25 protein-coding genes and 1 pseudogene are annotated in these 25,772 nt (G+C 66.5%); 19 read left to right on the top strand and 7 right to left on the bottom strand.

The genetic code is table 11. The annotated features are described in order from the left end of the window. The first annotated feature begins 124 nt into the window (after positions 1-124). Positions 125-970, top strand: coding sequence for an alpha/beta fold hydrolase (locus tag ACIBBB_RS33375; protein WP_398988703.1), 846 nt, complete (start codon positions 125-127; stop codon positions 968-970). 28 nt (positions 971-998) lie between these two features. Here ACIBBB_RS33375 and ACIBBB_RS33370 read toward each other — a convergent pair whose 3' ends face one another. Next, positions 999-1,181, bottom strand: a complete 183-nt coding sequence (locus tag ACIBBB_RS33370; protein WP_398988701.1) for a hypothetical protein — start codon at positions 1,179-1,181, stop codon at positions 999-1,001. 32 nt (positions 1,182-1,213) lie between these two features. Between ACIBBB_RS33370 and ACIBBB_RS33365 the strand changes: the two genes are divergently transcribed. From ACIBBB_RS33365 to ACIBBB_RS33345, 5 genes and pseudogenes are all read left to right on the top strand, one after another. After that, positions 1,214-1,378, top strand: coding sequence for a hypothetical protein (locus tag ACIBBB_RS33365; RefSeq protein WP_398988699.1), 165 nt, complete (start codon positions 1,214-1,216; stop codon positions 1,376-1,378). A gap of 256 nt (positions 1,379-1,634) precedes the next feature. After that, positions 1,635-2,237: a TetR/AcrR family transcriptional regulator gene (locus tag ACIBBB_RS33360; protein WP_398988697.1), complete on the top strand. Its 603-nt coding sequence runs from the start codon at positions 1,635-1,637 to the stop codon at positions 2,235-2,237. Positions 2,238-2,489: 252 nt separating this feature from the next. Then, positions 2,490-3,230: an SDR family NAD(P)-dependent oxidoreductase gene (locus tag ACIBBB_RS33355; RefSeq protein WP_398988695.1), complete on the top strand. Its 741-nt coding sequence runs from the start codon at positions 2,490-2,492 to the stop codon at positions 3,228-3,230. 278 nt (positions 3,231-3,508) lie between these two features. Next, a pseudogene (locus tag ACIBBB_RS33350) lies at positions 3,509-3,806 on the top strand (IS5/IS1182 family transposase); the annotation flags it as partial. 567 nt (positions 3,807-4,373) lie between these two features. Then, the gene (locus ACIBBB_RS33345; RefSeq protein WP_398988693.1) at positions 4,374-5,231 is read left to right on the top strand and encodes a TIGR03620 family F420-dependent LLM class oxidoreductase; all 858 of its coding nucleotides are present in this window, start codon (positions 4,374-4,376) and stop codon (positions 5,229-5,231) included. 782 nt (positions 5,232-6,013) lie between these two features. Here ACIBBB_RS33345 and ACIBBB_RS33340 read toward each other — a convergent pair. Next, positions 6,014-6,181, bottom strand: a complete 168-nt coding sequence (locus ACIBBB_RS33340) for a hypothetical protein (RefSeq protein ID WP_398988691.1) — start codon at positions 6,179-6,181, stop codon at positions 6,014-6,016. A gap of 164 nt (positions 6,182-6,345) precedes the next feature. Next, positions 6,346-6,762 (bottom strand): CoA transferase, encoded by a 417-nt coding sequence (locus ACIBBB_RS33335; RefSeq protein ID WP_398988689.1) that lies wholly within the window; start codon positions 6,760-6,762, stop codon positions 6,346-6,348. Positions 6,763-6,871: 109 nt separating this feature from the next. Here ACIBBB_RS33335 and ACIBBB_RS33330 point away from each other — a divergent pair, with 109 nt between their 5' ends. Further along, positions 6,872-7,735 carry an IclR family transcriptional regulator gene (locus ACIBBB_RS33330; protein WP_398988687.1) on the top strand — a complete coding sequence of 288 codons (864 nt, stop codon included), beginning with the start codon at positions 6,872-6,874 and terminating at the stop codon, positions 7,733-7,735. 20 nt (positions 7,736-7,755) lie between these two features. Here the strand turns inward: ACIBBB_RS33330 and ACIBBB_RS33325 are convergent, their stop codons facing one another. Then, positions 7,756-8,670: a helix-turn-helix transcriptional regulator gene (locus ACIBBB_RS33325; protein ID WP_398988685.1), complete on the bottom strand. Its 915-nt coding sequence runs from the start codon at positions 8,668-8,670 to the stop codon at positions 7,756-7,758. Positions 8,671-8,923: 253 nt separating this feature from the next. On the opposite strand from ACIBBB_RS33325, the gene ACIBBB_RS33320 reads away from it, so the two are divergent. The 4 genes from ACIBBB_RS33320 to ACIBBB_RS33305 all read left to right on the top strand — a co-directional run bounded on the left by ACIBBB_RS33320 (position 8,924) and on the right by ACIBBB_RS33305 (position 12,516). Beyond that, entirely contained in the window at positions 8,924-9,625 is a 702-nt protein-coding gene (locus tag ACIBBB_RS33320; RefSeq protein ID WP_398988683.1) for a type 1 glutamine amidotransferase domain-containing protein, read from the top strand. Positions 9,626-9,830: 205 nt separating this feature from the next. Continuing rightward, positions 9,831-10,664: an oxidoreductase gene (locus tag ACIBBB_RS33315; protein WP_398988680.1), complete on the top strand. Its 834-nt coding sequence runs from the start codon at positions 9,831-9,833 to the stop codon at positions 10,662-10,664. A 347-nt stretch (positions 10,665-11,011) separates the two neighbouring features. After that, positions 11,012-11,332, top strand: a complete 321-nt coding sequence (locus tag ACIBBB_RS33310) for a hypothetical protein (protein WP_398988678.1) — start codon at positions 11,012-11,014, stop codon at positions 11,330-11,332. A 281-nt stretch (positions 11,333-11,613) separates the two neighbouring features. Next, positions 11,614-12,516: a LysR substrate-binding domain-containing protein gene (locus ACIBBB_RS33305; RefSeq protein WP_398988676.1), complete on the top strand. Its 903-nt coding sequence runs from the start codon at positions 11,614-11,616 to the stop codon at positions 12,514-12,516. A gap of 143 nt (positions 12,517-12,659) precedes the next feature. On the opposite strand, the gene ACIBBB_RS33300 is transcribed toward ACIBBB_RS33305, so the two are convergent. Then, the gene (locus tag ACIBBB_RS33300) at positions 12,660-13,055 is read right to left on the bottom strand and encodes an LLM class flavin-dependent oxidoreductase (protein ID WP_398988759.1); all 396 of its coding nucleotides are present in this window, start codon (positions 13,053-13,055) and stop codon (positions 12,660-12,662) included. Positions 13,056-13,515: 460 nt separating this feature from the next. Here ACIBBB_RS33300 and ACIBBB_RS33295 point away from each other — a divergent pair, with 460 nt between their 5' ends. The 8 genes from ACIBBB_RS33295 to ACIBBB_RS33260 all read left to right on the top strand — a co-directional run bounded on the left by ACIBBB_RS33295 (position 13,516) and on the right by ACIBBB_RS33260 (position 20,638). Then, entirely contained in the window at positions 13,516-14,340 is an 825-nt protein-coding gene (locus tag ACIBBB_RS33295; RefSeq protein WP_398988674.1) for an alpha/beta fold hydrolase, read from the top strand. Between the two features lie 195 nt (positions 14,341-14,535). Continuing rightward, positions 14,536-15,576 carry a vWA domain-containing protein gene (locus ACIBBB_RS33290; RefSeq protein ID WP_398988757.1) on the top strand — a complete coding sequence of 347 codons (1,041 nt, stop codon included), beginning with the start codon at positions 14,536-14,538 and terminating at the stop codon, positions 15,574-15,576. 247 nt (positions 15,577-15,823) lie between these two features. Further along, positions 15,824-15,985: a WD40 repeat domain-containing protein gene (locus ACIBBB_RS33285; protein WP_398988672.1), complete on the top strand. Its 162-nt coding sequence runs from the start codon at positions 15,824-15,826 to the stop codon at positions 15,983-15,985. A gap of 107 nt (positions 15,986-16,092) precedes the next feature. Next, entirely contained in the window at positions 16,093-16,233 is a 141-nt protein-coding gene (locus ACIBBB_RS33280) for a hypothetical protein (protein ID WP_398988670.1), read from the top strand. A 217-nt stretch (positions 16,234-16,450) separates the two neighbouring features. Continuing rightward, positions 16,451-17,155, top strand: a complete 705-nt coding sequence (locus ACIBBB_RS33275; RefSeq protein ID WP_398988668.1) for a transposase family protein — start codon at positions 16,451-16,453, stop codon at positions 17,153-17,155. Positions 17,156-17,912: 757 nt separating this feature from the next. Continuing rightward, positions 17,913-19,286 carry a vanadium-dependent haloperoxidase gene (locus tag ACIBBB_RS33270; protein ID WP_398988666.1) on the top strand — a complete coding sequence of 458 codons (1,374 nt, stop codon included), beginning with the start codon at positions 17,913-17,915 and terminating at the stop codon, positions 19,284-19,286. Between the two features lie 562 nt (positions 19,287-19,848). Next, positions 19,849-20,271 carry a hypothetical protein gene (locus ACIBBB_RS33265; protein WP_398988664.1) on the top strand — a complete coding sequence of 141 codons (423 nt, stop codon included), beginning with the start codon at positions 19,849-19,851 and terminating at the stop codon, positions 20,269-20,271. Positions 20,272-20,407: 136 nt separating this feature from the next. Further along, positions 20,408-20,638 carry a hypothetical protein gene (locus ACIBBB_RS33260; protein ID WP_398988662.1) on the top strand — a complete coding sequence of 77 codons (231 nt, stop codon included), beginning with the start codon at positions 20,408-20,410 and terminating at the stop codon, positions 20,636-20,638. A gap of 395 nt (positions 20,639-21,033) precedes the next feature. Here the strand turns inward: ACIBBB_RS33260 and ACIBBB_RS33255 are convergent, their stop codons facing one another. Together ACIBBB_RS33255 and ACIBBB_RS33250 are read right to left on the bottom strand one after the other, a co-directional pair. Next, positions 21,034-21,882 (bottom strand): hypothetical protein, encoded by an 849-nt coding sequence (locus ACIBBB_RS33255; RefSeq protein ID WP_398988661.1) that lies wholly within the window; start codon positions 21,880-21,882, stop codon positions 21,034-21,036. A 21-nt stretch (positions 21,883-21,903) separates the two neighbouring features. Next, positions 21,904-25,068, bottom strand: a complete 3,165-nt coding sequence (locus tag ACIBBB_RS33250) for a hypothetical protein (RefSeq protein ID WP_398988659.1) — start codon at positions 25,066-25,068, stop codon at positions 21,904-21,906. Between the last annotated feature and the right edge of the window lie 704 nt (positions 25,069-25,772).

Raw genomic sequence — 25,772 nt, 5'->3', positions numbered from 1 at the left:
CCCTATTTGAGCAATCGCTCACAAAGCAGTAGCTTCGTTTGGGAATGATCCTTCACTTTCAGGTCGGGGTGTCGTGTGCCGCACCACGGAATCCCCCGGGCTGTTGTCGCAAGAGCTGAGGACGATGATGATCGAAGGTTTCACGAGCGGTTTCGCCGAGGTCAACGGCACCCGGTTGCACTACGTCGCCGGGGGTCAGGGGGATCCCCTGGTACTGCTCCCCGGATGGCCACGGACCTGGTACCAGTTCCACAAGATCATGCCGTTGCTTGCCCAGCGCTACCGCGTGATCGCCGTGGACCTGCGTGGTATGGGCGACTCCGACAAGCCCACCGCCGGATACGACAAGAAGACGATGGCCCGTGACATCTACGAGCTGATCCGCGCCCTCGGCTACAGCGAGGCGAACATCGCCGGCGAGGACATCGGGTCGATGGTGGCTTACAGCTTCGCCGCGAATCACCCCGAAGCGACCCGCAAGATCGCTCTGTGGGAGGTGGGACACCCTACGGAAGCATTCAACGACCTGCGCATGCTTCCGCAGCAAGACCGGCCGACGGCACCTTGGTGGTTCGCGTTCAACCAGATCGACCAGTTTCCCGAGCAGCTCCTCGAAGGCCGCTTCCGGCTCCTCGTCGACTGGCTCATCGACCACCAGGCCACGGATCCCGGAGCCTTCAGCGAGGAGGCCCGCGCCCTCTACGCCGCCGCGTACGACACACCGGACGCGATCCGCGCGGGAAACGGCTGGTACCAGACCTTTGGCCAGGACATCGCCGATGCGAAGAACTATCCGGTACTGACCATGCCCCTGCTCGGGCTCGGCGGCATCTACTACCCGTTCGTTCCCGCACTGCTGGAGGGCAAAGCGGCAGACGCACGCTACGTGGAATTCGCGGGTGCGGGCCACTACCTCGCCGAGGAACGACCCGACGACCTCGCACGGGAACTGACCGCCTTCTTCGCATAGTCCCGGGCTGGTGCGCATCAGACGCGGCTCAGCGGCTGACGTGGCCGGCACGACCGCCCGGCCGGACCAGTCCGGCAACCTTGCAGGCGTCCTGGATCGGCGTCTCGAACAGGTAGAAGGTCGACAGGAGCTTGCCGTGGCTGGTGCTGCCGACGACGTAGGCCAGGCCGTTGCGCAACGCGATCCGGGCCACCGACCAGTGCATCGCCATTGGGCATCGCCCCTGTTGACGCACTGATCTCGGTGACCAGCATGACGGCCCGGCTGTGCCGTGTAGAGGGGCGCAAGGGGCAAATCGCGCCTGGAGCCAACGCCGACCTGCTTGCCGTCAACGGCGATCCCAGTCAGGACTGCGCCGCACTCATGGATGTGAAAGCTGTTTTTCGCGCCGGTGTCCGTGTGAGGTGACCGCGGCCAGCGGGGCGGGGCGGTCGATTGCGGCAACCCGCTGGACGGGACGGCTCGGAAGGCTACCCGTATCCGAGATCGCCGATCGGCCGGCCACAGCACTCACGCATCGAAGGTTCCAGACACGCGGAACCCCTGCCCACCCGGCCGAAGCCACCCATTCATCCTTCACTCAACCGTTCGGTATTCGCCAGAAGGATTGAAAACGAAGTATCTTAGCAAGCACTATAGTTCCCAGCTGGATGGAGACGCGGCCATGGCAGGAGGACGACCACGTTCCTTCGACAGTGATGTCGCTCTTGATCAAGCACTGGAAGTGTTCTGGCGCCAGGGCTACGAAGGCACCGCAATCTCCGACCTGACCAAGGCCATGGGCATCAACAACGCTCCCAGCCTCTACAACGCCTTCGGCAACAAGGAAGAGCTTTTTCGCAAGATTCTCGACCGCTATGCCGAAGGCCCGGCGCGCTACATCAGCGAGGCGTTCGCCGAGTCGACCGCACGTGCTGTCGTACACGCCCTCTTGCACGGCGCCGCCGATGCGACGACACGGCCCGACGGACCACGTGGGTGCATCACCGTGCAAGGAGCTCTCGCCTGCTCCCCCGATGCTGAGGCGGCACGCGACGAGCTGACACTGCGCAGGGCTGCCGGCGAAGCGGCTCTGTGTGAACGACTGCGGCAAGCCGGCAAGAGCGGCGAACTACCCGCAGGTAGCGACCCCGAGGGCCTCGCTCGCTACTTCACCACTATTTACCAGGGCCTGGCTGTCCAGGCAGCGGGGGGCGCCACGCGTGAGCAGCTCCATAGCGTCGTGGATGCGGCCATGACTGTGTGGCCGCAGGAGCCAGACGACTGACAGGCCCGCTCCAGCGAGTCGGACCGCGCTCGGACATTGCGCCGTAGGTCCGCGTGTGCTGCACGTGGTCCGCGCCATGGGCCCCGCCGCGGCTTGACGGGTCGGTACCGTTCTGGTGCGGCGAGGACAAATGCAGTAGCTGTTGACAGGTGGCTGCCTCATGGGGTAGTTTTTTAGCGTTCACTAAAAAACAAGTCCGGGCGAGCGGCTTGAGATCGCCGTATCGCCTCTTCATAGAAATAAGGGCTCCTCATGGGACAGCTTGACGGAAAGACGGCCATTGTGACCGGGGGTACCAGCGGTATCGGTCTGGCAACTGCAGAGCGCTTCGCGGCGGAGGGCGCGTACGTTTTCGTCACCGGGCGCCGGCAGGACGCGCTCGACGCAGCTGTCAGCAAGATCGGCCCCAGCGCGACGGGTGTTCGCAGCGACGTTGCCAACCTGGCCGATCTCGACCGGCTCTACGCCGCCGTCGCGGAACAGAACCGGCGCGTCGACGTGCTCTTCGCCAACGCGGGCGGTGGCGAGTTCTCCACCTTGGAGCAGGTCACCGAGAAGCACTTCGATGAGACTTTCGGCATCAACACCAAGGGCATGCTCTTCACCGTGCAGAAGGCGCTGCCTCTGCTGAATGACGGCGCCTCGGTCATCCTGGCGGCATCGAACGCCGCCTCGCTGGGCAACGCATCGTTCGGTGTGTACGGAGCATCCAAGGCGGCAGTGCGCTCCTTCGCCCGTACCTGGGCTGCCGAGCTCAAGGACCGCTCGATCCGGGTCAACGCCATCAGTCCCGGAACCATCGACACCCCAGGCATCGACGGTCTCTCTCCCGACCCGGACCAGCTCAAGTCCTTCTTGGCCAGCGCTATCCCGATGGGCCGCGTCGGGCAGCCCGACGAAGTAGCCGGCGCTGCTCTGTTCCTCGCCTCGGACCAGAGCAGCTTTATCACAGGCATCGAACTCTTCGTCGACGGTGGTCGCAACCAGATCTAGCCAGCCTTACGGCGCCAGAGCAGTCCCTGCCGAGTCGGCAGCCGCCTCGTCCTACGAATGGCTTGCGACGTACCGGCATCCGACCCGGCGTCGATAGAGCTGTGGGAGTTGTTCCAGGGGGCGGTACCGGAGGTGCCGAACTCGCTTCACAAGGCGGCGGTCGGGGACGGCACGGTGACCGTGAAGTGCCGGCCGCGATCTTCTTCGTCACTTCGTCGAGCTGCACACGACAGCAGTTTCCGGTGTGGCCGCCGGCTCAGGTTCTGGTTGGTCTGTTCGTGGGCAAGAGGGAATCGCGTCCGTGGATCGTGTCGGACGAGCTGTGGTCACTGGTCGAGCCGTTGTTGCCGGATCCGGATCCGAAGCTGGTCACGGGGCGGTCGAGGATTTCTGACCGGCAGGCTCTGTGCGGGATTCTGTTTGTTCAGCCCGGTCGACCGAGCACGGCCGGTCAGCAAGCACCACGTCCTCGTCGACGGACAGGGCATCCCGCTCGCGGTGTAGCTGACCGGCGAAGACCGCAACGACGTCACGCGACTGCTGCGACCTCTCGCCGAGGCCCCGCCCGCCCCGCGCCTGATCGGTCATCGTCAGGGGTGACACCACTGGAATCGGTCTCGCCGCTGCGCAGCAGGCCCCCCGGCTCAAGAGCTACCCGGCGGCCCGGCACGCTTTCCCAGAAGTAGCGTCGTCCGCCCGCAGGGCGGGGCCCACGGCGTCTGGTGCGTGCGATCGCAAGGCGGAAAAAATCATGCTCGTACTGGACGTACGTGGATGACTTTCGACAACGCAGGGGGCTCCTCCCGTGCCCGAAGGGCTACGGGAGGAGAGCGTGCGTGCCAGGCGCCGTGGGCCAGACGGGACTTCTGAAACACGCCCTTGCGCGCATCGCCTACCCGCGGGGGATCGCCGATGCGGCAATCCCCTCGCCTCAGCCCAGAGCGTTTTCACCACCGGCACCGACATTGTCGTCGACAGGGGGCGCAACCAGATCCGACCCCCGGCACGACAGTCACGCCGGTGGATAAGCGGTGGGGGTCGGACGCTCGCAGCGACCCTGGCCCCGCCGGAGAAGTAATGCGGCTCGCCTCTCGGCGACGCCTGATTCGGCCACGAGACCATTCATCACAGACGGGACATGCAATGCAGTTGGGACTGACCGGGCTCTGGAGCATCGAGTTGCGGATGGCGGATCCCGCGGTGATCACGGACACTGCGGCAGAGCTGGACGAACTGGGCTGGGGAGCCCTGTGGATTCCGGGACTGGGCGGCGGCGACATCCTCGGCGACTCGGAACGTCTGCTGCGTGCCACCAGCAGGACAAAGGTGGCCATCGGCGTACTCAGCATCTGGCGGCACCAGGCCGAGGAGATGGCCGCCGGACACGCACGGCTGCAGAGTGATTACGATCGACGGCTGCTTCTCGGCCTCGGTGTGAGCGACCCTGCGGCCGCCCGGGCCGCAGGACACGCCTACCGCCCGTTGGCGGACATGGGCGCCTACCTGGACACGCTCGACCAGGCGCCGGTCCCTGTGCCGGAAGACGAACGCGTCATGGCCGCACTCGGACCCAAGATGACCCAAATGGCGGGACAGCGCACCGCGGGCGTGCATCCCTTCATGGTTACCCCGGAGTACTCGAGCGCGGCCAGGAAGCAACTCGGCGACGGTCCTCTCCTGGCCCCTTATCAGGCTGTTGTACTGGAGAGCGACCCCGGCAAGGCGCGTGCCGCCGCTCGGGACTTTCTCGGCGCGTTCCTGCAGATGGACCACTACGCGAGAAGCCTGCTCCGGCAGGGATTCACCGAGGAGGATCTGGCCAATGGCGGCAGCGACCGTCTTATCGACGGTGTTGTCGCTTGGGGTGACGTTGACGACATCGGTACGCGCGTCCGCGCACACCATCAGGCCGGCGCCGATCACGTCTGTCTGCACGTAGTTGGATCGGACTCCGACATCCCGCTGCCCCAGTGGCGGGAACTGGCTGTACTCACCCACTGACGTGTGCCGGGCGGGGCGTACGATCGCTCGGAGCGGTCCGACGGTGACCGGTCGCGGCCACACAGTCGTGGCGACGTCGACGATCTCGTGCAACTGCTCGCGTGTCGCGACGTCGGCGGCCTTCACGGCTATCCCCTGGTGGATCGTGGTGAAGTTGCGGGCGAGGAGCTGGGGATCAGCCCCCGCGGGGAGTTCGCCGGCGGCGCTCGGCTGCCGCAGCCTCTCTCGCGGGGGCCCACTTCACCCCCGGCCCTATCGCCGCCAACTCATGGCGCGCGGGTCAGCGTCCTGAACCACGCCAGGGCACCCTGGGCCGTCATGCAGCCGCGCGGTGGGGCGAGGTTGTCGCTCTTCCCTCCCCCCACCGCCACCGTGTGACGGCACGGGAAACAGCTTCTGTCCCCGGCCGGGTACTTGCCGACCAGGTCACCGCGGACAGGCCCACACGTTCGGAGGATCCCGCCAGACGCAGGGCCGGACCTGCGGGCACGAGCAGGGGCATGACGAGGCGGCCGCCGGTCAGATCACGTGTACGCCGGTCGACGGGAGTCGACGCGTGGCTGCGGCGGCGTGGTTGATGCGGGCCGCGGTTGCAGGACCGTCCCGAGGACCCGTACCTGTGCGCCGAGGAGGCAGCCTTGAGGCGGGTCGGGGACGAGCCGACTCAAGATGACAACCGCCGTGCTCAACGGGTCACCGGACGGCACCCCGAGAGTGCCCAACCCCGCCCGACACCGCCCGGTCGTCAGCACGAGCCTCCGGTGTGGTCAGCAACTGCACTTCTACTGCGGCGCTCGTGGCGGCAGAAGCGCAGTCAGCATCTCCACCAAGGCCGTGTCGTCGTGCACGTAGAACGCCTCCAACGGCCACACGGCGCGCTGCGTGGTGAACGGGATGATCCCCATGGGGCCAGGCGCGACCGGCATCACCGCCAGCACGGTAGGTTCCACGTCACTGATTGGGAGTTCGGCCCCAACGCGCAGCGCCCTCGGCGCTGCTGGGACATTGTTCCTGATGCCCTGGGCATCAACGAGTTGGTCTTCGAGGATGACGATGCGGCAGGCGACCTCGACGGGCGGGACCGTCGTCCGGCACGGACAAGTGAACCTCCCCCCTACCTGCCCACAGGAGTCCGGTGCCTCCCGCCCACGAGCACCGGCCGGTCCGCATACGGGCCGTCCAACCCATGCAGGCTGACCGACACGTGTACCAGGCCGGGGTACCGGGCCCGGATCGCCTCCGGAGCCAGCCCACGCCGCCGCAGCGCCGGTCCTTCGCTGGTGATCAACACCCGGGCCTCAGCCAGCAAGTCCACCGGCCGATCGGCACAGTCCTCCTCGTGGGGATCCAGCACGATGCCGCGCTTGCCGGCCTCGGAGAACGCCCACCAGGCGCTGGTCCCACCAGGCAAGGGGTAACCCCGCCGTCGATCCGCAGTTCCGTCGGGTGTTTCGAGTTTGGCGACATCGGCGCCAAGGTCCCCCAGCAGTCTCCCGACGGAGGCCCCGAGCCATATTGTCGCATCCAGCACGTATAACCTTCCTTCAACCGTCCCGGAGCGGCGGTACCATCATCCTCGGAGGTCGCGAGACTCGCGGATCCGTATATGCGAAGCATGATACGCAAATACGGAGTGATGGATGGAGGTCGGTGACCTTGTGGACGGAAGGGGAGGTCGGGTCGTGAACCCTGCTCGGATCGATCGCGCTTTGGCGGTGCTCGACTACCTCGCACATCACCACGACGGCCGCAGCATCAAACACCTCAGCGACGACCTCCGGCTGCCCATGAGCAGCACCCATGACCTGCTCCAAGCGTTGGTCGACATCGGCGCCGTGCGACTTGCCAGTCCCCGCACCTACACCCTGGGGCCGCGATCGATCGGTCTCGCTTTGTCCATTGTGGATTCCGTGAAGTTGCGACATGTTGCGCGCCCGTATCTGGTCGAACTATGCGAACAACTCAACGAGAACGTCTACCTCGCCGTCCGCAGCGGCGAGGACGTCGTCTACGCCGACCGGTATGAGGCGTCCCAGCTGCTATCCGTGGTCATACAGCTCGGCGGCGGCCGTCCCTTGCACGGCTCGGCTGTTGGGAAGCTCATCGCCGCCTACAACCCCGACCTGGAAAGCCGCGCGTTGGGCGCCTCCCGACTGGAACAGTTCACGCCGTTCACACTGACCAACCGCGACCGACTGCGGACCGAGTTCGCTGCCATCCGCGACGGTGCCTACAGCATCAGCGACGGTGAGAGCGTCGAAGGCATCATCGGGCTCGCTACACCCATCATCGACGCCAGCCGTACCGTGACCGCCGCGGTGCATATCAGCGCCCCCCGAGGTCGCCTGGCCCCTGACCGCCGTCCCATGGTCCTGGCCCATATGCTGCATACCGGCGTGCTGATCTCCCGCCACCTCGGCGCACCCGATGACGCTCTCCCGGACACCACCCTCGACACCGTGATCGCCCTTGAGGCACAGCGCACCCAGACATCGGCCTCGTAATCGGGCCGGCAACCGGGCGGTCAGTCCCGCTTGGCATCGGGGGTGGGCGCGGACTCTGCCACCCATCCAGAATGGCTCCTGCGTTCGGCGGGAGAGGGATCGGCGTTCCAGCTCGCGAGGAGGTTCCAGGCTTCCTGAGACTGCCGGTCCTGTGCCGGGAGGTAGACGAACAGGGTCTGGTCGTCCTGGCCGGGCATGGTGAATGCCTGGTAGTCGATGGTCAGGTCACCGACCTGCGGGTGGTGGAGCCTTTTCTGTCCGAAGGTGCGCACCAGCACCTTGTGGTCCGCCCACCAGCGGCGGAACGGCTCGCTTTTCATCGTGAGTTCGCCCACCAACTCGGCGGTACGTGTGTCTTCCGGGTAGCGTCCGGCGTCGAGACGAAGCATGGCGGTGGCCTCGGCGGCGATGCGTTCCCAGTCGGTGTTGAGCTCGCGGGCGTCCTCGTTGAGGATCATCCACCGGGTCAGGTTCCGTTCCCGGTGGGGCATGGCGTCGAAGTCCGCGATGAGCACTCTGCACAGGTGGTTGGTGGCCAGTACGTCGGTACGCAGCCCCAGCACGAACGCGGCATGGTCGGTGTAGGAGTCCAGGAGCCGCCGGAGCCCGGGACGCACCTTCTGCACCGTTGGCGCCGGGCGCCGTGCCCCGGCGGTCCTGCCGCGGATGAGGTCAAGCAGGTGTGAGCGTTCCGACGCGTCCAGCTGGAGCGCTGTAGCGATCGCGTCCAGCACACTTCCGGAAGGCGTGATCGGCCGGCCCTGCTCCAGACGCGTGTAGTAATCGGTGGACACTCCGGCGAGCTGGGCCACTTCTTCGCGGCGCAGCCCCGGCACGCGCCGGTAGGCGCCACGCTCCGGCAGACCGACCGACTCAGGGGCGATCCGAGCGCGCCGGCTGCGCAGGAACTCACTGAGATCGACGTTGTGAGGCATGAGCCCATTCTGCCTCGGATGCATCGTTCGGTTTCCGGTGAGAGTGGGACGCTGCGTCCTAGGCATCGGATTCCCCCGCAGTTCAGGGCCACCTATCAAGCTCCGTAGCAGTCGGGACGGTGGTGAAGTGGTGACAGGAAGGGCCGCTGCTTCCGGTGCAGATCGGGGGCGGGCCGTTCCGGGCTCGCACAGGAAGTAGCAGGTCTCCCGTAATGAGCCGGCCCGTACTCTTGTCACGAAAGTAGGAATTGGTATGACCAGGATTCTGATGGTGTTGTCGGGCGCCGACCAGTGGACCGGTGCGGACGGCACGAAGGAGCCGAGCGGGTACTGGGCGGAGGAGTTCGCCGTTCCGCACCGTCTGCTGACGGATGCCGGTTTCACCGTCGACATCGCCGCCCCGGTAGAAGGCCGGCCGACTCCCGATCCCGTGAGTCTTCGCCCCGAGGCCGCCGGCCCGGAGGCACCCGAGTACGCGGCGTACATCGACAGGAACGCCGGTGAACTGGCCGCTCCCAAGCCGCTGTCCGAGGTCGACACGGCGGCCTACGACGCCGTCTTCATCCCCGGTGGCCACGGCCCTATGGAGGACCTGGCCCACGACCCCGACCTCGGCCGCGTCCTCACCGAGTTCGACACCGCGGGCAAGATCATCGCACCGCTGTGCCACGGCCCCGCCGCGCTGCTGACAGCCAACCGGCCCGGCGGCGGATGGCTCTTCGAGGGCAGGAACCTGACCGTCTTCACCAACGAGGAGGAACGCCTCAACGGCACCGCCGACCACGCCCCGTGGCTGGTGGAGAGCGTCCTGCGGGCCCGCGGCGCCGTGGTGCGATCAGCCGCGAACGCCTGGGAGTCGAACGTCGTCGTCGACGGCAACCTCATCACCGGACAGAACCCCGGCTCCAGCAAGGCCCTCGCCGAAAAGGTCATCACCACGCTCAACGCTTCCTGAACACGGCGGCACCAGACCCCTCGGGCCCCGCCGACAGCAAGCAACGGCTCTCAGGCGGATGCTGCTGTCGGCGGTCCCAGGGCGTGACTCTGCGTTGTCGCTTTCCACCGCGAGCAGGCCCTCTTGTCGACACCGACCGTTCCATCGAAAACACGCACAAAATGGTGACCATCCAACCTTTTGAAGATCTGAAAGGAGACGGATCATGGCCGTCTACTTCGTGACCGGTTCCTCTCGCGGTTTCGGCGCCGAGATCGTCCGCGAGGCGTTGTCCCGCGGGCACCAGGTCGTGGCAACCGCCCGCTCGGCGGACCGTGTGCGCGACCGTTTCCCGGACGCCGGTGACGCGCTGCTCCCGGTCTCGCTGGACGTGACCGACGAGGACCAGGTGGGTGCCGCCGTCGAGCAGGCAAAAGACCGGTTCGGCACTGTCGACGTACTGGTCAACAATGCCGGACGTGGCCTTCTCGGCGCCGTCGAGGAGGCGGACGCCGACGCGGTACGCGCCGTATACGAGACGAACGTCTTCGGTGTGCTCAACGTCCAGCGCGGCATCCTGCCCGTGATGCGCGCCCAGCGCTCCGGCCGTGTGATCAACATCAGCTCCGTGGGCGGCTTCACCTCGTCGGAGGGCTGGGGAGTCTATTGTTCCACCAAGTTCGCCCTGGAAGGCATCTCCGAGGCCATGGCCATCGAACTCGCACCGCTCGGCATCAAGGTGACCATCGTGGAGCCGGGTTACTTCCGCACCGACTTCCTCGACGGCAGCAGCCTGTCGACGGTCGAGCGGGTGATCGAGGACTACGCGGAGACGTCGGGCCGGATGCGGGACACCGCACGCCGTGTCAACCACGCCCAGCCCGGCGACCCGGTGAAGGCCGCAGTGGCCATCCTCGACGTGGCCGAGTCCGACAACCCACCGCTGCGCATTCCCCTCGGCACCGACTCGGTCGCCGCCATGGAGACGAAACTCGGCTTCGTCGCCAAGGAGCTGGCACAGTGGCGCGCCCTCGCGACCTCCACAAATCTCACCGACTGAGTCCGCTCTCGACGCATACGCCTCGGGGCGGAGAGTGAAGTTCCAGTCGCCGGGCCAGTCGTGGCGGTTCAGGGGCAGGGCGTCCATCGGAAGACGTCGTCACCCAGGGCATCGGGCTGTGAACCGGCGGAGCGTCAGGCTGCCGCCGGTCACAGCATCTACCTGTAGCCGCTACAGGTAGATTTTGTTTGATCTTCTCTCTCGCGCACCGACATAATTCCTCAGTAGATCCAGAGCAGTTGATGGTGTGTTTGCCTCATGCGCTCCGCCACGGTCAAGAATTAAGCCTGGGAGTAAACGACACACCCTCATATGCGGGATTGATATAACTACGAGAGGAACGGTAAATGTTCAAGAAGACACGTCTCGCTGGAATCTGCCTGATGTCGGCAGCGGCGGTCGCGGTTCTCTCTGTACCCGCTTCGGCTACCCCCGCGACGCCCGGGCATCACGTAAGCGTCAAGTCGGCCGCCGCGTCCTGCCAGGACGAACTCAACAAGTACCTCCAGTTCGAACGAGACCAGGGCTTCGTGAACAAGTGGACGGGAAGCCCGAGCGACGCCGCGGGAATCGTGCAGCACATCACACAGCTTGCGCTCATCAGCACGGGGACCCTGCAGCAAACGCTTCTGAACGCCCGAGAGACCATCAACAGGGCCTGTTTCTGAGGGAATCACCTGTCACTTCTTGACCTGGGGCAGACGCCCCCGACTGTAGGGTGACTGCCAAACAATCAGCCACTGGCCAATGCGGCCGGGTACTTGCCCGATAGGTCAAGTACCCGGCCAATCCTGCAATGAAAACGAAAATTCAGCTGTACAGGAACCATGTCAAGTCCTTTCGGGACCTTCGCCGACCCGCCGGTGTCGGCGGGCCCGCTCATCTCAGACGTCCTGGCACACCAACGCCGTCCAACACCGTCTACTTGTTGGGGCGGTAGGCTATTCCTGTGGCTCCTGATCTTCGGCAGCTGAGGTATTTCGTCGCCGTCGCCGAGGAGTCCAATCTCACGCGGGCAGCCGAGCGGCTCATGATCAGCCAGCAGTCGCTGTCCCAGCAGATCACCCTGCTGGAACGCATGCTGGGCGTGAAGCTCTTCGACCGTGGCACCCGGGGTACCAAACTGACCGATGTCGGTGCCTGGTTCGTCCCCGAGGCCCGCGCGGTACTGGACCGAGCCGATGAAACCTTCGACGCCGTGGCACGAGTCGCGCGCGGCGAGATCGGCAGCCTCCGCCTCGCCTTCCTCACCACCACGGCGAACTACCTGCTGCCGCCGGTGATCCGGGCCGTATGCCAACGACTGCCGGGACTCAAGCTGACGACGGAGGAGACGACGATCGCGCCACTGGTCGAGGGTCTGCTCAAGGGACGCTACGACGTCGCGTTCACCCGGCCTCCGCTGGTGGACGGTCTGGAGACCAGAACGCTGCTCAGCGAACAGGTGTGCGCGGTTCTGCCGGAGAAGCATCCGCTCGCCGGACGCGCCGAATTAGCCCTGGGCGAGCTGGCCGACGAACGCTGGGTATTGACCCCGCGCAGCTCGTGGGAGCCCTGGCACAGGGCCTTCGACAGCTCTTTCCGTGCGGCCGGGTTCACCCCCGACGTGGTCCATCAGGACGCGAGTGTGCAAGGCCTGCTCGGCCTTGTGGCAGCCGGCGTCGGGGTGACGCGACTGGCTCGGTCGGCGAGCACTCTCCGCCGCACCGGCGTGGTGTTCGTGCCCCTGGCCGGGGAGTTCGTCCCGACCGAGATGGTCTGGTTGTCCGGCAACACCTCACCCGCGTTGCACGGCCTGTTGGACGTGGTCACCGAGCTGGCCGCCGCCACGGACTTCACCAAGTCCGGCTGACCGCTGTGCGACATTCCACCAGGGACGTTGGTCACCTGGAACAGGTGCAAACCTGGTTCGACCGATCTTGTCTGGCATGGAACTGTCCGGCGCCAACGCCCTGTCGAGCGTCGGCGGCCGATGTCACCGACATCGTTACGCGGTCACCCCACCGGGGTGATATCTCCGGCCTTCGGCGCCAGGCGCAGTGCGGCCTCATGCGTGCCCATACCGACCGGCAGCGGGAGAATGATCGGGATGGTGACGCCCTGCCGGACGTAGTCGTAGATGCGTCGTCGGCAGTAGTCGGGCGTGCCGTGCACGACCAGGTCGTCGATGACCTCGTCCGGAATCGCGGTCAGCGCCCGCGCCCGGTCCCCCGCTGCCCAGTGTCGCCACATCTCACCCAGCAGTTCACCGCGGGATCGAGGCTCCCTCGCTTCCCCTGCTGGCTGGCCTCGCGCGTGGTGAGTACCCCCAGGCCCGCGAGCTGTTCGACCTTGTGCTGGAAGAGTTGGGTCTGCTGCCGCTGGCCTCGGACGATCTTGCCAAGGCGCGATGGACCGCGGCCCAGTGGTGGACCGGTCAGATCGTGGCGTGCCGACTCGATCCCGTACACGGAGCCAAGCTGATCATCAGGAGTCTGCAGCCGAACTCGACTACCCCCACGCGCTGCAACCCATCGTTGATCTGGCGAGAGCACTCGACCTGCCGAACGGTCAACTTCCGGACCAGCAGCACATTCGCGACCGGGTCACCTCCGCGGCGCGAGACTTTCTCTCCTCAGAAGCGCACCAGAACCACAGCCTTTCAGCCACGTCGCATGACCCACCGTGACCGGTTCACCGAAAGCGAGCCAGAACCGCGGTAGCGACGTCACTTGTCGAGGCGTTGGGGAGGCGCCCAGAATCACGGAGGGGTGAAGTTGATGAGTTCGGGAGGCACCGGACCTCTTGCCAGGGCGGGATCGGCCATGCTTTTGGTGAAAGTTGCTGGTCATGTCGCAGAAGGAGACCAAGGGTGAACTGGACACTTGGCGAGGAATTCGAGACGCCCGAGGGGATGGTGCGCTGGAGGGTCCTCGGCAGCGGAGACCCGGTCGTGCTGGTGCACGGCACCCCGTATTCCTCCTTTCTCTGGCGGGACATCGCTCCAGCGCTCGCCCGCACCCGCACGGTCTTCGTCTTCGACCATCTCGGCTTCGGCCAGTCGGACCAGCGTGAGGGCCAGGACCTCAGCCTGGCAGCTCACGGGAGGAACTTCGCCCGGCTCCTCGACCACTGGGAGCTGTCCTGCCCCAGCGTCGTCGCCCACGACATCGGTGGGGCGGTGGCCCTCCGGACGCTGCTGCTGGAAGAGAGGAGCTACCGGGACCTGACTCTCTTCGACGCGGTGAGCGGCGGTGAGTGGGAGCGAGGGCTCTTCCGGCTCATTCTGGAGCACGCGGATGTCCTCCAGCAGCTTCCGGACTACGCTCACGAAGCGCTCGTTGCCAGCCACATGCGGCACGCGACGCACGTCGGCTTCCGGCCGGAAGTCCTCGACGCGTTTCTCACACCGTGGCGGGGGGCTGCGGGACAGGCCGCGTTCTACCGTCAGTACAGCCAGATCAGGCAGGCGGACACCGCCGCGTACGAGCACCTGCTGAGCGGGATGTCGCTTCCCGTACGCCTGATCTGGGGCTGTGAGGACCGCATCCTCCCCCCGAAGTACGCCGGTTGGCTGCACGCGCGCATCCCGCACGCCGAGCTGCACTGGATCGAGGGGGCAGGCCACCTTCTCCAGGAAGACGCGCCGGGGCAACTGTCGGCCTACCTCACCGCCGGGTTCCCCTCAGACAGGTGAGGGTGACGGTGGGAGCGCGGCGGGGCCGCTCACCGTCTTCCGCCGCCGCCTGTTCCCCCCGGCGGCGCGGAAACCCGGCCAACGCTCCGGACACCCCGGTCGCCTGCTGCCTGTCCCCCCCCTTCAGACCAAGATCGATTGTCAGTGGTGGGTGAGACGATCAGTGCATCGAACCGGAAAGAGGGGGAGCTTTTCATGTCGGGAACTCAGAACTACATCAACCACGTTGCTCTTGTGCTGGATGCCAGTTCGTCCATGTCACACCTGAGCGGCAAGGTCATCGAAGTCGCCGACCAGCAGATCGCCTATCTGGCCCGCCGGTCGAAGGAACTGGACCAGGAAACCCGCGTCACGGTGTACGTCTTCGCGAACAAGGTGGAGTGCGTCGTCTACGACAAGGACGTGCTGCGGATGCCGTCCCTCAAGCAGCTCTACCGGGCCGGCGGCATGACGGCTCTGCTCGCAGCCACGCTGAAGTCGCAGAACGAGCTGGCGCAGACAGCTCAACTCTACGGCGACCACAGCTTCCTGACGTTCGTCCTGACCGACGGACAGGAAAACGCAAGTCACCGCTGCCCCGACGCCCCCACCTCGGATCCGCGGGAACTGGTCCAGGCCGTGGCCAGGCTGGCCCGGACGCAAGCGGACAACTGGACGCTGGCCGTGCTGGTGCCGGACCAGATGGGCAAGCGCGAGGCCATGCAGTGCGGCTTCCCCAAGGACAACATCGCCATCTGGGACGCCACGAGCACGCAGGGTCTGGAGGAGGCTGGGCAGGTCATTCAGCAGGCAACCGAAAACTTCATGGTGGGCCGTGCAAAGGGCATCCGCGGGTCGCGGGCCGTGTTCTCCACCGGTGCCGACGCTGTCAACAAGGACACCATAAAAGCAGCTGGCCTCACCCCAGTGAAACCATCCGAGTACCAGCTGATTCCGGTCGCTCGCGAAGCGGGAATCCGGGACTGGGTCACGGAATGCGGGCACACCTACCGCACCGGCTGCGCGTTCTACCAGCTCAGCAAGTCAGAGAAGGTCCAGGCACAGAAGCAGATCGCGGTGCTTGAGAAGAAGACCGACCGCGTCTACACCGGACCGGCAGCCCGAACCCTGCTCGGCCTGCCCGCCGCCGAGGTCCGCGTCAAGCCGGACCACAACGACGACTTCACCATCTTCGTCCAAAGCACGAGCGTCAACCGCAAGCTCGTCCCCCACACCCGGCTACTGCTCATGATCTGACGCCCGTTCTCAGGAAAGCCTCGCCGGCCCAACCGGCGGGGCTCTGCAGCGCACGCCCGCGAACCCACCCAACGCACACGGCGCGTCACAACACCCTCACCGCCCGGAGGGCGGTCGGGTAGGTGGTCGAACTCCTCCAGATCTGCTCAGGGGTCTCCCAGGGGACAGCCAGCGCGCCCCGCCCCCCGTTGACCACACGGTCTGACCTGCACAGCCGTCCGGCGGCCGTACGGGTTCGAGGCGCGTTGTGAAGCGCCCTGGCGTCCTGCGATCGGCCCTCTTCGCCCCGGACGGGAACACCCTCACCACCAGCAGCGACGACGGGACCGTACGGCTGTGGGACACCGACGCCTTCATGACCTCGCCACCCTCACCGACAAGGCCTGCGCGATCGCGGGCCGGTCCCTGACCGAACGGGAATGGCGCCGCTACGTCCCCGACAGGGTCGTTTACCACAGATCTGCCCCTGAGCCGTGGCCGAAGCCATGACGAGGTTCCGCAGCGACGCTTGAGTCGGTGTCCAGCGTGAAGACCAGGACCGAGCGGACCTTCGACCCGGACACGGTGCGCAAGCTCAAGGCCGGGGCTGATCACGACCTCACCGTCGACGGCCTGGCTTCGTTCACGTTCAGCGACCGCGTTTGTCGACGAATTTGAGCTGCGGCTAGCGACCACTGGAGCGATGAGTGTTCACGAGTCTTGGTTCTGGCTCAGGTTGTGTGGTCTGGCCACGGTGAGTGACGGCGGGGGTGGTGGGAGGTGCCTGCGAGGTTGCCCGAAAACGGCTCTTCGGCTGGGTGGGTGGGCTGACAGTTCGGGCCCTGGATGACCTTACGGGTCGGCTGAAGGATTTGTTGTTCCCGTCGGTGGCGGAGTGGTGGCGCTGTCGTTGGACGTGAACATCGCGATAGTGCGCGTTGACGTCCGCTGGGCGACGGCGGGCGCGTCATGCCCGTTGTGCGGGACGTGGTCGAACCGCGTTCATGGCTCTTACCTGCGGTTTCCTGCTGATGTGCCGAGCGGTGGCAGAAGCGTGGTCCTCCGGTTGCGAGTCCGGCGGTTCATCTGCCCGAATGTCTCCTGTGGGCGGTGCACGTTCGTCGAGCAGATACCGGGGCTGACTCGTCGCCACGGCCAGCGGACGCAACGGCTTCGCCCGGCGGTGGCCGACATCGGGCTGGCCCTGGCCGGTCGGGCCGGTGCCCGCATGGGCCGGCAAGAGGTCCGAAGGCCCGCCAGGGATCCACTACGACCAGTGGCCCAAGCTCAGCAAGAAAGAGCAGCACCGCCGCCAGAACTGGTTAGGCCGGCACGGTCGCTCCCCCGTCCAACTCCTCCACGTCGACGCGGACATCATCCGAGATGCCGGGTTACACGTGGTCGACCGGGGACCACGCCAACCTTGATCCACGAAGAGCCGCACCCTGGGCCACGCCGACGCCGGTCCAAGACGCCGGGCACTCGCACCGCTGCCCGATACTCGGGCCACGGTGGCCGACGCCGCCCTCGAAGCGAGCACGACAGGAATTCCACGACATCCGAGAGGCGCCGCCAGCCCCGGGGGCTGACCTGCCCCTGATGGACTACGGCCCAGCGGCCCACCTTTCTCCGCCTGGGCGCGCAAGACCCGGCCCCGCTCCACAGCTTTTCCGGAGTGAAATCCGCGGCAGCCAGCAGCCCTCCAAACGCGGCAGCAAACTTCTCGGCCGCGTCCCCATCGTGCGGCCCCTCGTGACGCGTCATCGCGGCCGACCTCCCATCACACCCGTGAACAGGCCGTCGGGGGACCCGGTTACCTTCGAGCGACTGCGCATACCGGACCCATCAGGCGACCGGCACGGCGCATGTCCGAACCTGTCCGGACCACCCTTCCAGACATCATCAACATCCCGCGCCCCTCGTGACATGCAGCCAGCCCACGAGATCACCTGCACCGCCCAGCGGTACTCGGCAGCCGGGTTGAGGGCCATGAGCGCGGCCGTCGGCATACACGTGGGGCTGTGGCTCGCCGCCACGCCCGCCGTCGTCGCCCTCATATGCCTCGAAACAGCGATCGCCGCCGCGACGGTCCTCACCGCGCTATACGCGCCGCACCGGTTCAGCGAGCGTGCTTTCGGCCTCCCGTCATACGTCGGAACCCTGCCCGGCCTGCCCCCCCCACACACACAACCGAGGAGCCAGCGGCGATCACCGACGAGGAGCATCCGTCGGCCCTGGCCCTCTGCCGTGCAACGCCCCCGCGGAACGGAAAGGTTGACGTGGTGTGCGGATACGTACCGGTGCCCGAGTACCAACACTTGGCGTGACCATCTGCGCATTTAGCTGTTATGTCAATTATGGGTACTTCTCGTTCGAGCAGACGGGCCGTCATCGGCGCTGTCACATCACTTCTGCTGCTCGCCATCACGGCCGTGGCCGGCCCCACAGCCACCGCCGGCAGCAGCCCGCCGCCTTCAGCGGACCCCGGGGCGATCCGCGATTGGAACGCCATCGCCACCGACACCATCAGCACCAACCTCGGCGCCACACACCCCTCAGGGCAGGCGGCCATCTGGCACGGCTTCGTCTCGACCGCCGTCTACAACGCCGTGGTCGGCATCCAGGGCCACTACGCCCCGTACAAGTGGCGGGCGCGCGGGCCCTCCACCGCATCGCCCGAGGCCGCGGCCGTGACCGCCGCCCACCGCGTACTGCTCACCTACTTTCCCGCCTCCCGGGCCCCGCTCGACGCCGCGTACACCGACTCCCTCGCCAAGATCCCCGACAGCAGCGCGAAGAGCCAGGGAGTGGCCTTCGGGAAACATGCCGCCGACCACCTCATCGACCTGCGCGAAGGAGACGGGCGGTTCGCGCCGGTGGAGTTCACCGCTGCGCCCGCGCCCGGCATCTGGCGGCCCGCCCCGCCCGCCCACCTGCCCTTCCTGGACACCTGGCTCGCCGGACTGCGACCACTGACGCTCACCTCACCGGACCAGTTCCGTCCCGGCAAGCCGCCCGCCCTTTCCTCGGCCCGCTACGCCCGGGACGTGAACGAGGTCAAGACCATGGGGGCGAAGACCGGCTCGGCCCGTACCGCGCACCAGACCGAGACCGCCCTGTTCTTCGGGGGCAACCTGGTGGTACAGCTCCAGACGGCGTTCCGTGACCACACCGCGCGTCACCACTTCAGCATCGCCGAGACAGCACGGATGTTCGCCGCGGCGAACGCGGCGGCAACCGACGCCGTCGTCACTGCATGGGACGCCAAACTCCACTACGGACTCTGGCGGCCGATCACCGCCATCCACCTGGCCGGCACCGACGGCAACCCCGCGACCGAAGCCGACCCTCGCTGGGAACCGCTGCTCGTCACGCCACCACACCCCGACTACATCAGCGGCCACGCCGCGGTCGCCGGCGCCGTGACCCGAACCCTGACCGGGATCCTCGGCACCACCCGCCTCGACCTCACCATCCCCTCCGAAGTCACCGGCACCACACGGCACTACGAATACGCCGACCAGCTCAACGAGGACATGATCAACGCCCGCGTCTGGGCCGGAATCCACTTCCGCACAGCGGACGTCAACGGATGCCACACCGGCAGCCGCGTCGGCGCCTGGACGTTCACCCACTACTTCCAACCACTACGCCCGGCACGCCCCCAAACCTCACCCTCCACCCAGCCGACGTGCCGACACGGCGAACAGGGCAGCGCCACCGGAACGTGAACCCCGCTCTGCCTGCCCGTGGGGCGTGCATCACGAGCATGTCCGCGACCAACTCCGGGACGACCTGCCCGGCCGCCGTGACCGCGTTGAAATACTTACGTGGTGGCCGGACCCACACCCTCACCAAATCGGTCGACCGCATCACGCTCACCGGCCTGGCCAGCCCTTCCCGCGCTCAATCGCTGAAGGCGTCGGCTCCGGCTGCGAAAGCTGTCCACCGGCCACACCACGCCGCTTATCACACAAAAGGAAGAGAGGGCGTCCTCCAAGCACTCGATGTCCTTCTCCCGAGGACGCGCGCCTTGCTATTGCCGGCATTCCGCCTCGACTCCCCATCTGGGGAGTCGAGGCGAGAGAGCTGATGTCGGCACCGCCGGTTCAGGCGGAGAACCGAAGTCCGGCACGGACGACTACCAGGAGCGGGTAGGCAGCGGAAGTACCAGGCAGCTGACACCCACACCGCGGCCGTCCAGGCGAACTGGTGCCCGTCGGGTCAGCAGCTTTGAGAACGGAGGACAGCGAGCTCTTCTCCGTGGAGTTGACGGTGAGGCCGTAGTGGTGCTTGACCTGTACCCAGGCGCGGGCGCAGGTGCAGCGGCAGGCGGTGCGCGAGACCGATCAGCTTGCCGACTGGCTGCAGCAAGACAGCGGGCTGCCCGACCTGGGCGACTACGGCGCCGACCCCGACACCCTTGCGCCGGACTCCTCCTCCGCGCCGCAGCCACCCACCCTCCCCGAGCGCAGGACCACACCGCCGGACAACGACGCCACCAGCGCACGGGAGTACCTCGACCTTCTGGGGCGGCTCGGGTACGCCAAGGACACCACCAAGCATGAGCAGCTGCACAAGCCGGCCGAACGCTGGAGCGGGACGCCGGGTGCGGACAGCATCACTCCCCCACCCGCTGAAGATCCGCGTGAAATCGCTTGCGACACCGACGGGCAGCCGCTTCTGGCAGTGCCGTCCGTCCAGGAGTACAACTAGGAGGCAAGCGGCCACGACTGCTCTCTCGACGCACCCGTCGCACTCACCCTCCCCCTCCGATCGGCTCCTGGACGGCGCAGGTCTGACGCGCGACCCCGACAACGGCGACTGGTACACCAGCGAAGGCACCCGGGTGGTGCGGGCCCTGACCGGTCACCGGCCCACCGGAACCGTCGACACCCTCATCGTCCGCCGGGACTGGCTCGACCAGCGCCTGCTCACCCTCAACGCCACCCTCATCCAGGCCTGCTCGGCGAACGCCAGCCACGCACCACCGAACTCACCCGATGGCGCGAGTACAGCCAGACAGCCGGCCTGCAGCCCGGTCACGAACCGGCGGTCCAACAACAACTCACCCGTATATTGATACGGCGCATGCGCAGTGCACGCTGCCTGCCGGGCTGGACCGCCTCCTGGTCGACGGGGTAGATCTCGATCCTGGATCCGCGGCCGTTGTCCCACAGGCGCTGCTTGTAGTGGTCGACGAGGTCGGCGCGCCGGCATGACCAGAACGCCTGGTTGATCTTGAGAAGGTTGGCAGAGCGGGGGCGCTGTGTACCGTCTTTCCACCGGGCGACGGCCCGGTCGGTGACCTGGATTCCCGCTTTTCTCAGCCAGTCACCCCGGCTCAGCGCTCCAGCTTTGTTGCAAGTAGATAGGTAACTGACACCCGGTCCGCATGCTGCCCAGCACGCGGACCAGCTCGGCTGACCACCAAGTCGTCCCACTTTGAGGGAAGTAGTTCGCCCTCCGGCCGGCCGGTTACAGCAGGGGAGCGAGAGTATCGGCGACAGCCGCACTGCGCAGGTAGCCAGCGGCGCGGTGAAAATCGAACGCGCCAATACTGCCCGGAAGGTCGTGGTCCACGCCGGGGAAGTACCGCTTCAGCGGGCGCAGGACGGCAATCGGGTCGCCATGGTCAGCGATGTTGACCCAGCGTGCCACCCCAGGCGGCCGGGCTCCGATGCCATCGACGGGTGCGGGCAGCAGCCGGTGGAAGACGCCGTGCGGGAGGGCAAGCGGTGAGCCGAGGGTGAGCAACAGTTCGACAGTCAGCTCGGGATGAGCGTGGAGCGCCTCGTATGTGACGACGGTGCCCAGTGAGTGTGCGATAACTATCCGGGGCTGGTGTGTGGCGATCATCGAGGCGACCTCCTCTCGGGCAGCTGCCCGCGCCGGGGCGTCGGCGAGGTCGCCCCGCAGGTAGGCAGCAACTTCCCGGAAGCAGGTGGCGATGAACGCTCTGGTTAGCCGCCCGTTCAGGCTGAAGTGCCGGGCCACCAGGGCCGCGGCTGTGCGCAGTGGAACGGCCAGCTTGCCTTGAGGGGTGGCCTGGGGCAGGTCGAGGGCCTCTAGCCAGTGGGTTACAAGCTCGATCTCGTCCAGGGTCAGGTGGTCCAGCAGTTCGTCGGCGGCTCCTTGGACGACGGGGAGTTCTCGGTGCAGGTGGTGCGCGTAGTAGGCGTATGCCACGTCTTCGGTGGTGAGATCGCGCCCGATCCCGGCACTGAGATGGGTCGCCCACGTAGCGGCGCGGGCCTGGGCGATCTCCTGCGGCGTGTGCCCAGCTACGTGGTTCCAGATGCCGTGGACGCCGAGGATCAGGGCCATACGGGCTTCCTCCAGTACAGGTCAGGGAAACAGCAGGGGATCGATGGGTCGTATCTGCGGCAGGGGCGAGCCAGACTCCAGTGCGATGATCGTTGCATCCAGGGCGACGACAATTGAGCCGTCCGTGGTCACCGTTAGCCCGCGCGGCTTGCCCGGCAACCACATCGTGTCGGCCTCTGAACCAGCCTCCAGATCCCATAGGCGGACCGTGCCGTCATCGCCGCCAGTGACCGCGTGGGGACGGTCCTGAAGCATCGCCGGTATGATGTGACGAACTCTTCCTTCGTGACCGGTGAACGTGTTGACTCTCGTGCTGGTTTCCAGGTCCAAGACCTGGACTGTGCCGTCATCGCCGCCAGTGACCGCACACGGACGGCCGCTGAGGACCAGCGTCGTCAACGTCCGTACCGGTCCGCTATGACCGGTGATCGTGACGCCGGTGCCGGTTTCGAGGTCCCATAGGCGGACCGTGCCGTCCTCGCCCCCGGTCACCGCATGCGGATGGCCGCCGATGGTGACAGCGGCAACGGCCCGCACAGCGCCTCGGTGGCCGAGAAGCGGTTCACCCCACTCTGTCAGGTCCCGCAGATCCCAACAGCGCACAACCCCGGCCGCAGGAAGCCCCCGGCCAGTACGGCGACTTCCACCAGAGACGGCAATAGGTCGGTCCTGCACCGAGGTGCAGACGATGTCCTCAATCCGCTCCCTCTCACCCGAGAAGCTCTCATCAACGTGGAAGGTGAAATCTACAGGTTTTCGTTTGTCCAACGCTTGTTCCGGATTCCGCACCTTCCAGAGATTCAACTCCCTGAACGGGCCATCAGCCAGGACAACGAGATCGCCGTCGGAAGTCCCGCAACACAGCACACCGCCGTTGAGTAATCCCCCGCTGCGGGAAGGTCCACCGATCTCCCGCCCCTCCCGTACGTCCCAAAAACGCACCAAATCGTCGCCTGCTACGGAGATCACCAGGGGGCGGCCACCTAGATCTACGGCCGCTATGCCATTGACTTGAACATGTTTGGAGCCGCCGCCCTGCAACAAGCCTATGTCCCCGTCCAAACTCCGAGGAGCCTCCCAGTAGCCCTTCGGTACCGTGCCGATCTTCCGGGGACGCCAGGGGCGGGCTCCGGTGAGAGCCGCAGCCAACTCAACTAACCCTGCCTGCGCTGCAACAACGGCCAAGAGCTGCCTGCGCTCGCCGGGATGACGATCCCGATGAGCGGCGGCGGACCAAACGTACAGCTCAGCTGTCTGTTGCGGCTCGCGATCGTCACGCCTTTTGCGGACCCGATAGAACGAGGCGAGCAGCGACTCCAGCGAACGCGCGTCAGCGTGCACCAGGAACTCACAGTCCTCGAGCAGCTCCTCCAGCAGCCCAGCCTCAGCGGCATGGTGCGCGGCGTACTCCAGCAGGTAGGGCTGGGCCGTTGACCACCGCTCGCTGTGAGCGAGCAGCCGCGGCCAGATCGCTCCGGCGCCGGTGGCCGTACGCAACTGATCCGCCAAGCCCTGGTGGAAGAGGCGGTAGCGTGTATATCCCTCCCGGTCCACGTCCCTGCGCAGATAGAACCGCCCACCCTCCAAGGCCGAGCGGACGTCATCCATGGAAGAGGTGTCCTCACCCAGTCCCCTTGGCCGGAACGCCCCCACTGCCGCGTGGATGACCTCCTCAGGCATTCCACTGCCCTGAGCGAAGGCGAGCGTGGTCAGCACCGGCCGAAGCCACGGCGCATCCAGACGCTGCGACAGGTCCAACTCCATTAGTTCACGCAGGTCGCGCGGGACAGCCGCACCAAGCCTGCGCGCTGCGATAGCGGATTCGGGCACGGACCGATCCAACACATGCCGCACATACAGCGCCGCTGCCAAGAACTCCCCGACCTCCGCGCGCCGCCGCCGAGTCAACGCGCCCGAGATACCTCGGGCCAGTTCTTCGGCCAACCCCTCGGAGGCGGCCACCCCATACGTCTCGGTGGCGGCCAACAACTCCCGGACATAGGCGTACAACTCCTCCCGGAGCCTTCCGCGAGGTACTCTCCCCAGATCGAGGCGGCCTCGCGCCCGCCGAGCCCGCCTCAATAGCGGGCCAAATCGGCGCTCGGGCCGAACGCCGACCAGCAGCCGGCACACCGGGCGCCCGTCCGTGCGCCGCGCGTCGATCAGCGTGAGCAGCACCGTCATCAACTCTTGCGGATCCTGCGCCTCATCAACCGCGTCGATCACCAGTGTCGGCGGCGCCTCGCGGTTGCCGAGAACCGCGGCGACCTCCTCGGCAGTCTCACCTGCGACGGTCGCCAGTCCCCACTGACGGGCCATCGCTGCTAGCACGTCGGTCACCGAACGCCGCCGGGCGTGCACCACCGCCAGATCCGTCACTGCCGGCGGGGGGTCGGCCAGCCGGCGCCTCCACAGCTCAATGGTGTGCGGCCGCATGGCCGGGTGGGCAGCGCACACCAATACCCCCAACAGTGCTGACTTGCCCACACCTGGTTTGCCGGTGACCACCCGCAGTGCGGTGCCCTTGCCGCGTAACCAGTCGGCCAGCTGAGCCGCTTCTGCCTCACGGCCGCGGAAGAAACCGGGGCCGACACGACCGAAGACCGGCTCGGCGCCGGAGCCCCGGCCCGTGAAGTGCCGGAAGTCCACCGCTTCGTCCAGTAGATCCACCAGCTCAGGGGCTGGAGACGATGCTTCGCCTTCCTGCGCCTCCTCTCCTGTTTCTCCGGCGACATAGCGCGGGTTGGGGAAGAAAGTCAGGTGTGAAAGGTCGGTGCCCGCAGGAGTCAACGGTGTCTGCACCAGCTGCTCCACACCGGAGCCTTCGGCGACGTAGCGCTCAACCCGCTTCGCGACCTCCCTGCAGAACCGGGAGATGGGAATGTGCTGCAGCGACGGGTCGACGCGCAGCGTGTCGTTCTGAAACTCTTCCAGTACCTCCGCAACGGCTTGCGAAAGCCAGCCGTTGTAGGCCGGCTTGCCGGGCTCCGCAGCGGCGATCACCCAGGTTCGGCGGAGGTTGACGCGCATGACCTGCTGCCAATTGAGCCGGGCAGGTCCGCCGGAGTGGCACAGGTCGAGCAGAAACAAGACCAGCGGCGGCTCGATGTGCGGCTCAGCATCTTCGACCAGCTTTAGCCACTGCTCGATGTCTTGATCGGTTCGGCGGCCGTCCCCGCCGATCACGTATACACCGCCGCTATTGCCTACATTGCCGTGGGCGAGTAGATGGACCACTACGAAGCCCGGTCCAGTGTCACGGACAGACGACACTGCCGCTTGTAACGCCGCGGCCGAGGGACCTGGGTCACCGCCGGATAGTTGGGCTGCGTATCCGTACCTGCCCAGCGCATCGCGCACCTGCGAGGTGCAGTTTGGCGCGTAATCCAGCTGCCGCCACTCCTGTACGTCCTCATCGAGGCCCTGGAGGCTCGGTTTCTGGCCCTTAACCCCGATCACCAGCGCCCGGTACCAGCCAGGTTGATGACACGGTACTGACCTCACCATGTGCCGCCCCGTCGATTCGCCGCCAGCGTGTTGTCAGACCTCGATCATGCCAGCCACCCACCGAGGGCGAGTGGTAACCGCGAAGAGTGTGCGCTTCGGTGTCGTGCGGTGACAGGTCAACTGGGCGGACGTTTGCAGAGTGCCGTTGGCCAGCAGGCGATGGCTCGAAGAACCCGACAGGAGCCTTCCCGACAGCCCACTTGTCAGTGAATGCACTCCTTGGTTGCAGCCGGAGGTCCGGACAGGCGCACGCGGTTCCCAGTGCCTGCACGCTGCCGTCATGGGTGAACCGATCCACCCCTGGCTGGAAGGCCCCATCTGCGCAGCGCACTGTCGTTACCTCCGGCCAACACCACGGCCCGGCCGTTCACTTCGTCACAGCG

Origin of the sequence: Streptomyces sp. NPDC051217, assembly GCF_044455465.1 — a bacterium.
Taxonomy (GTDB): domain Bacteria; phylum Actinomycetota; class Actinomycetes; order Streptomycetales; family Streptomycetaceae; genus Streptomyces.
Note: the sequence above shows the minus strand (reverse complement) of the source record. Positions and strands in the feature narration are given on the sequence as shown.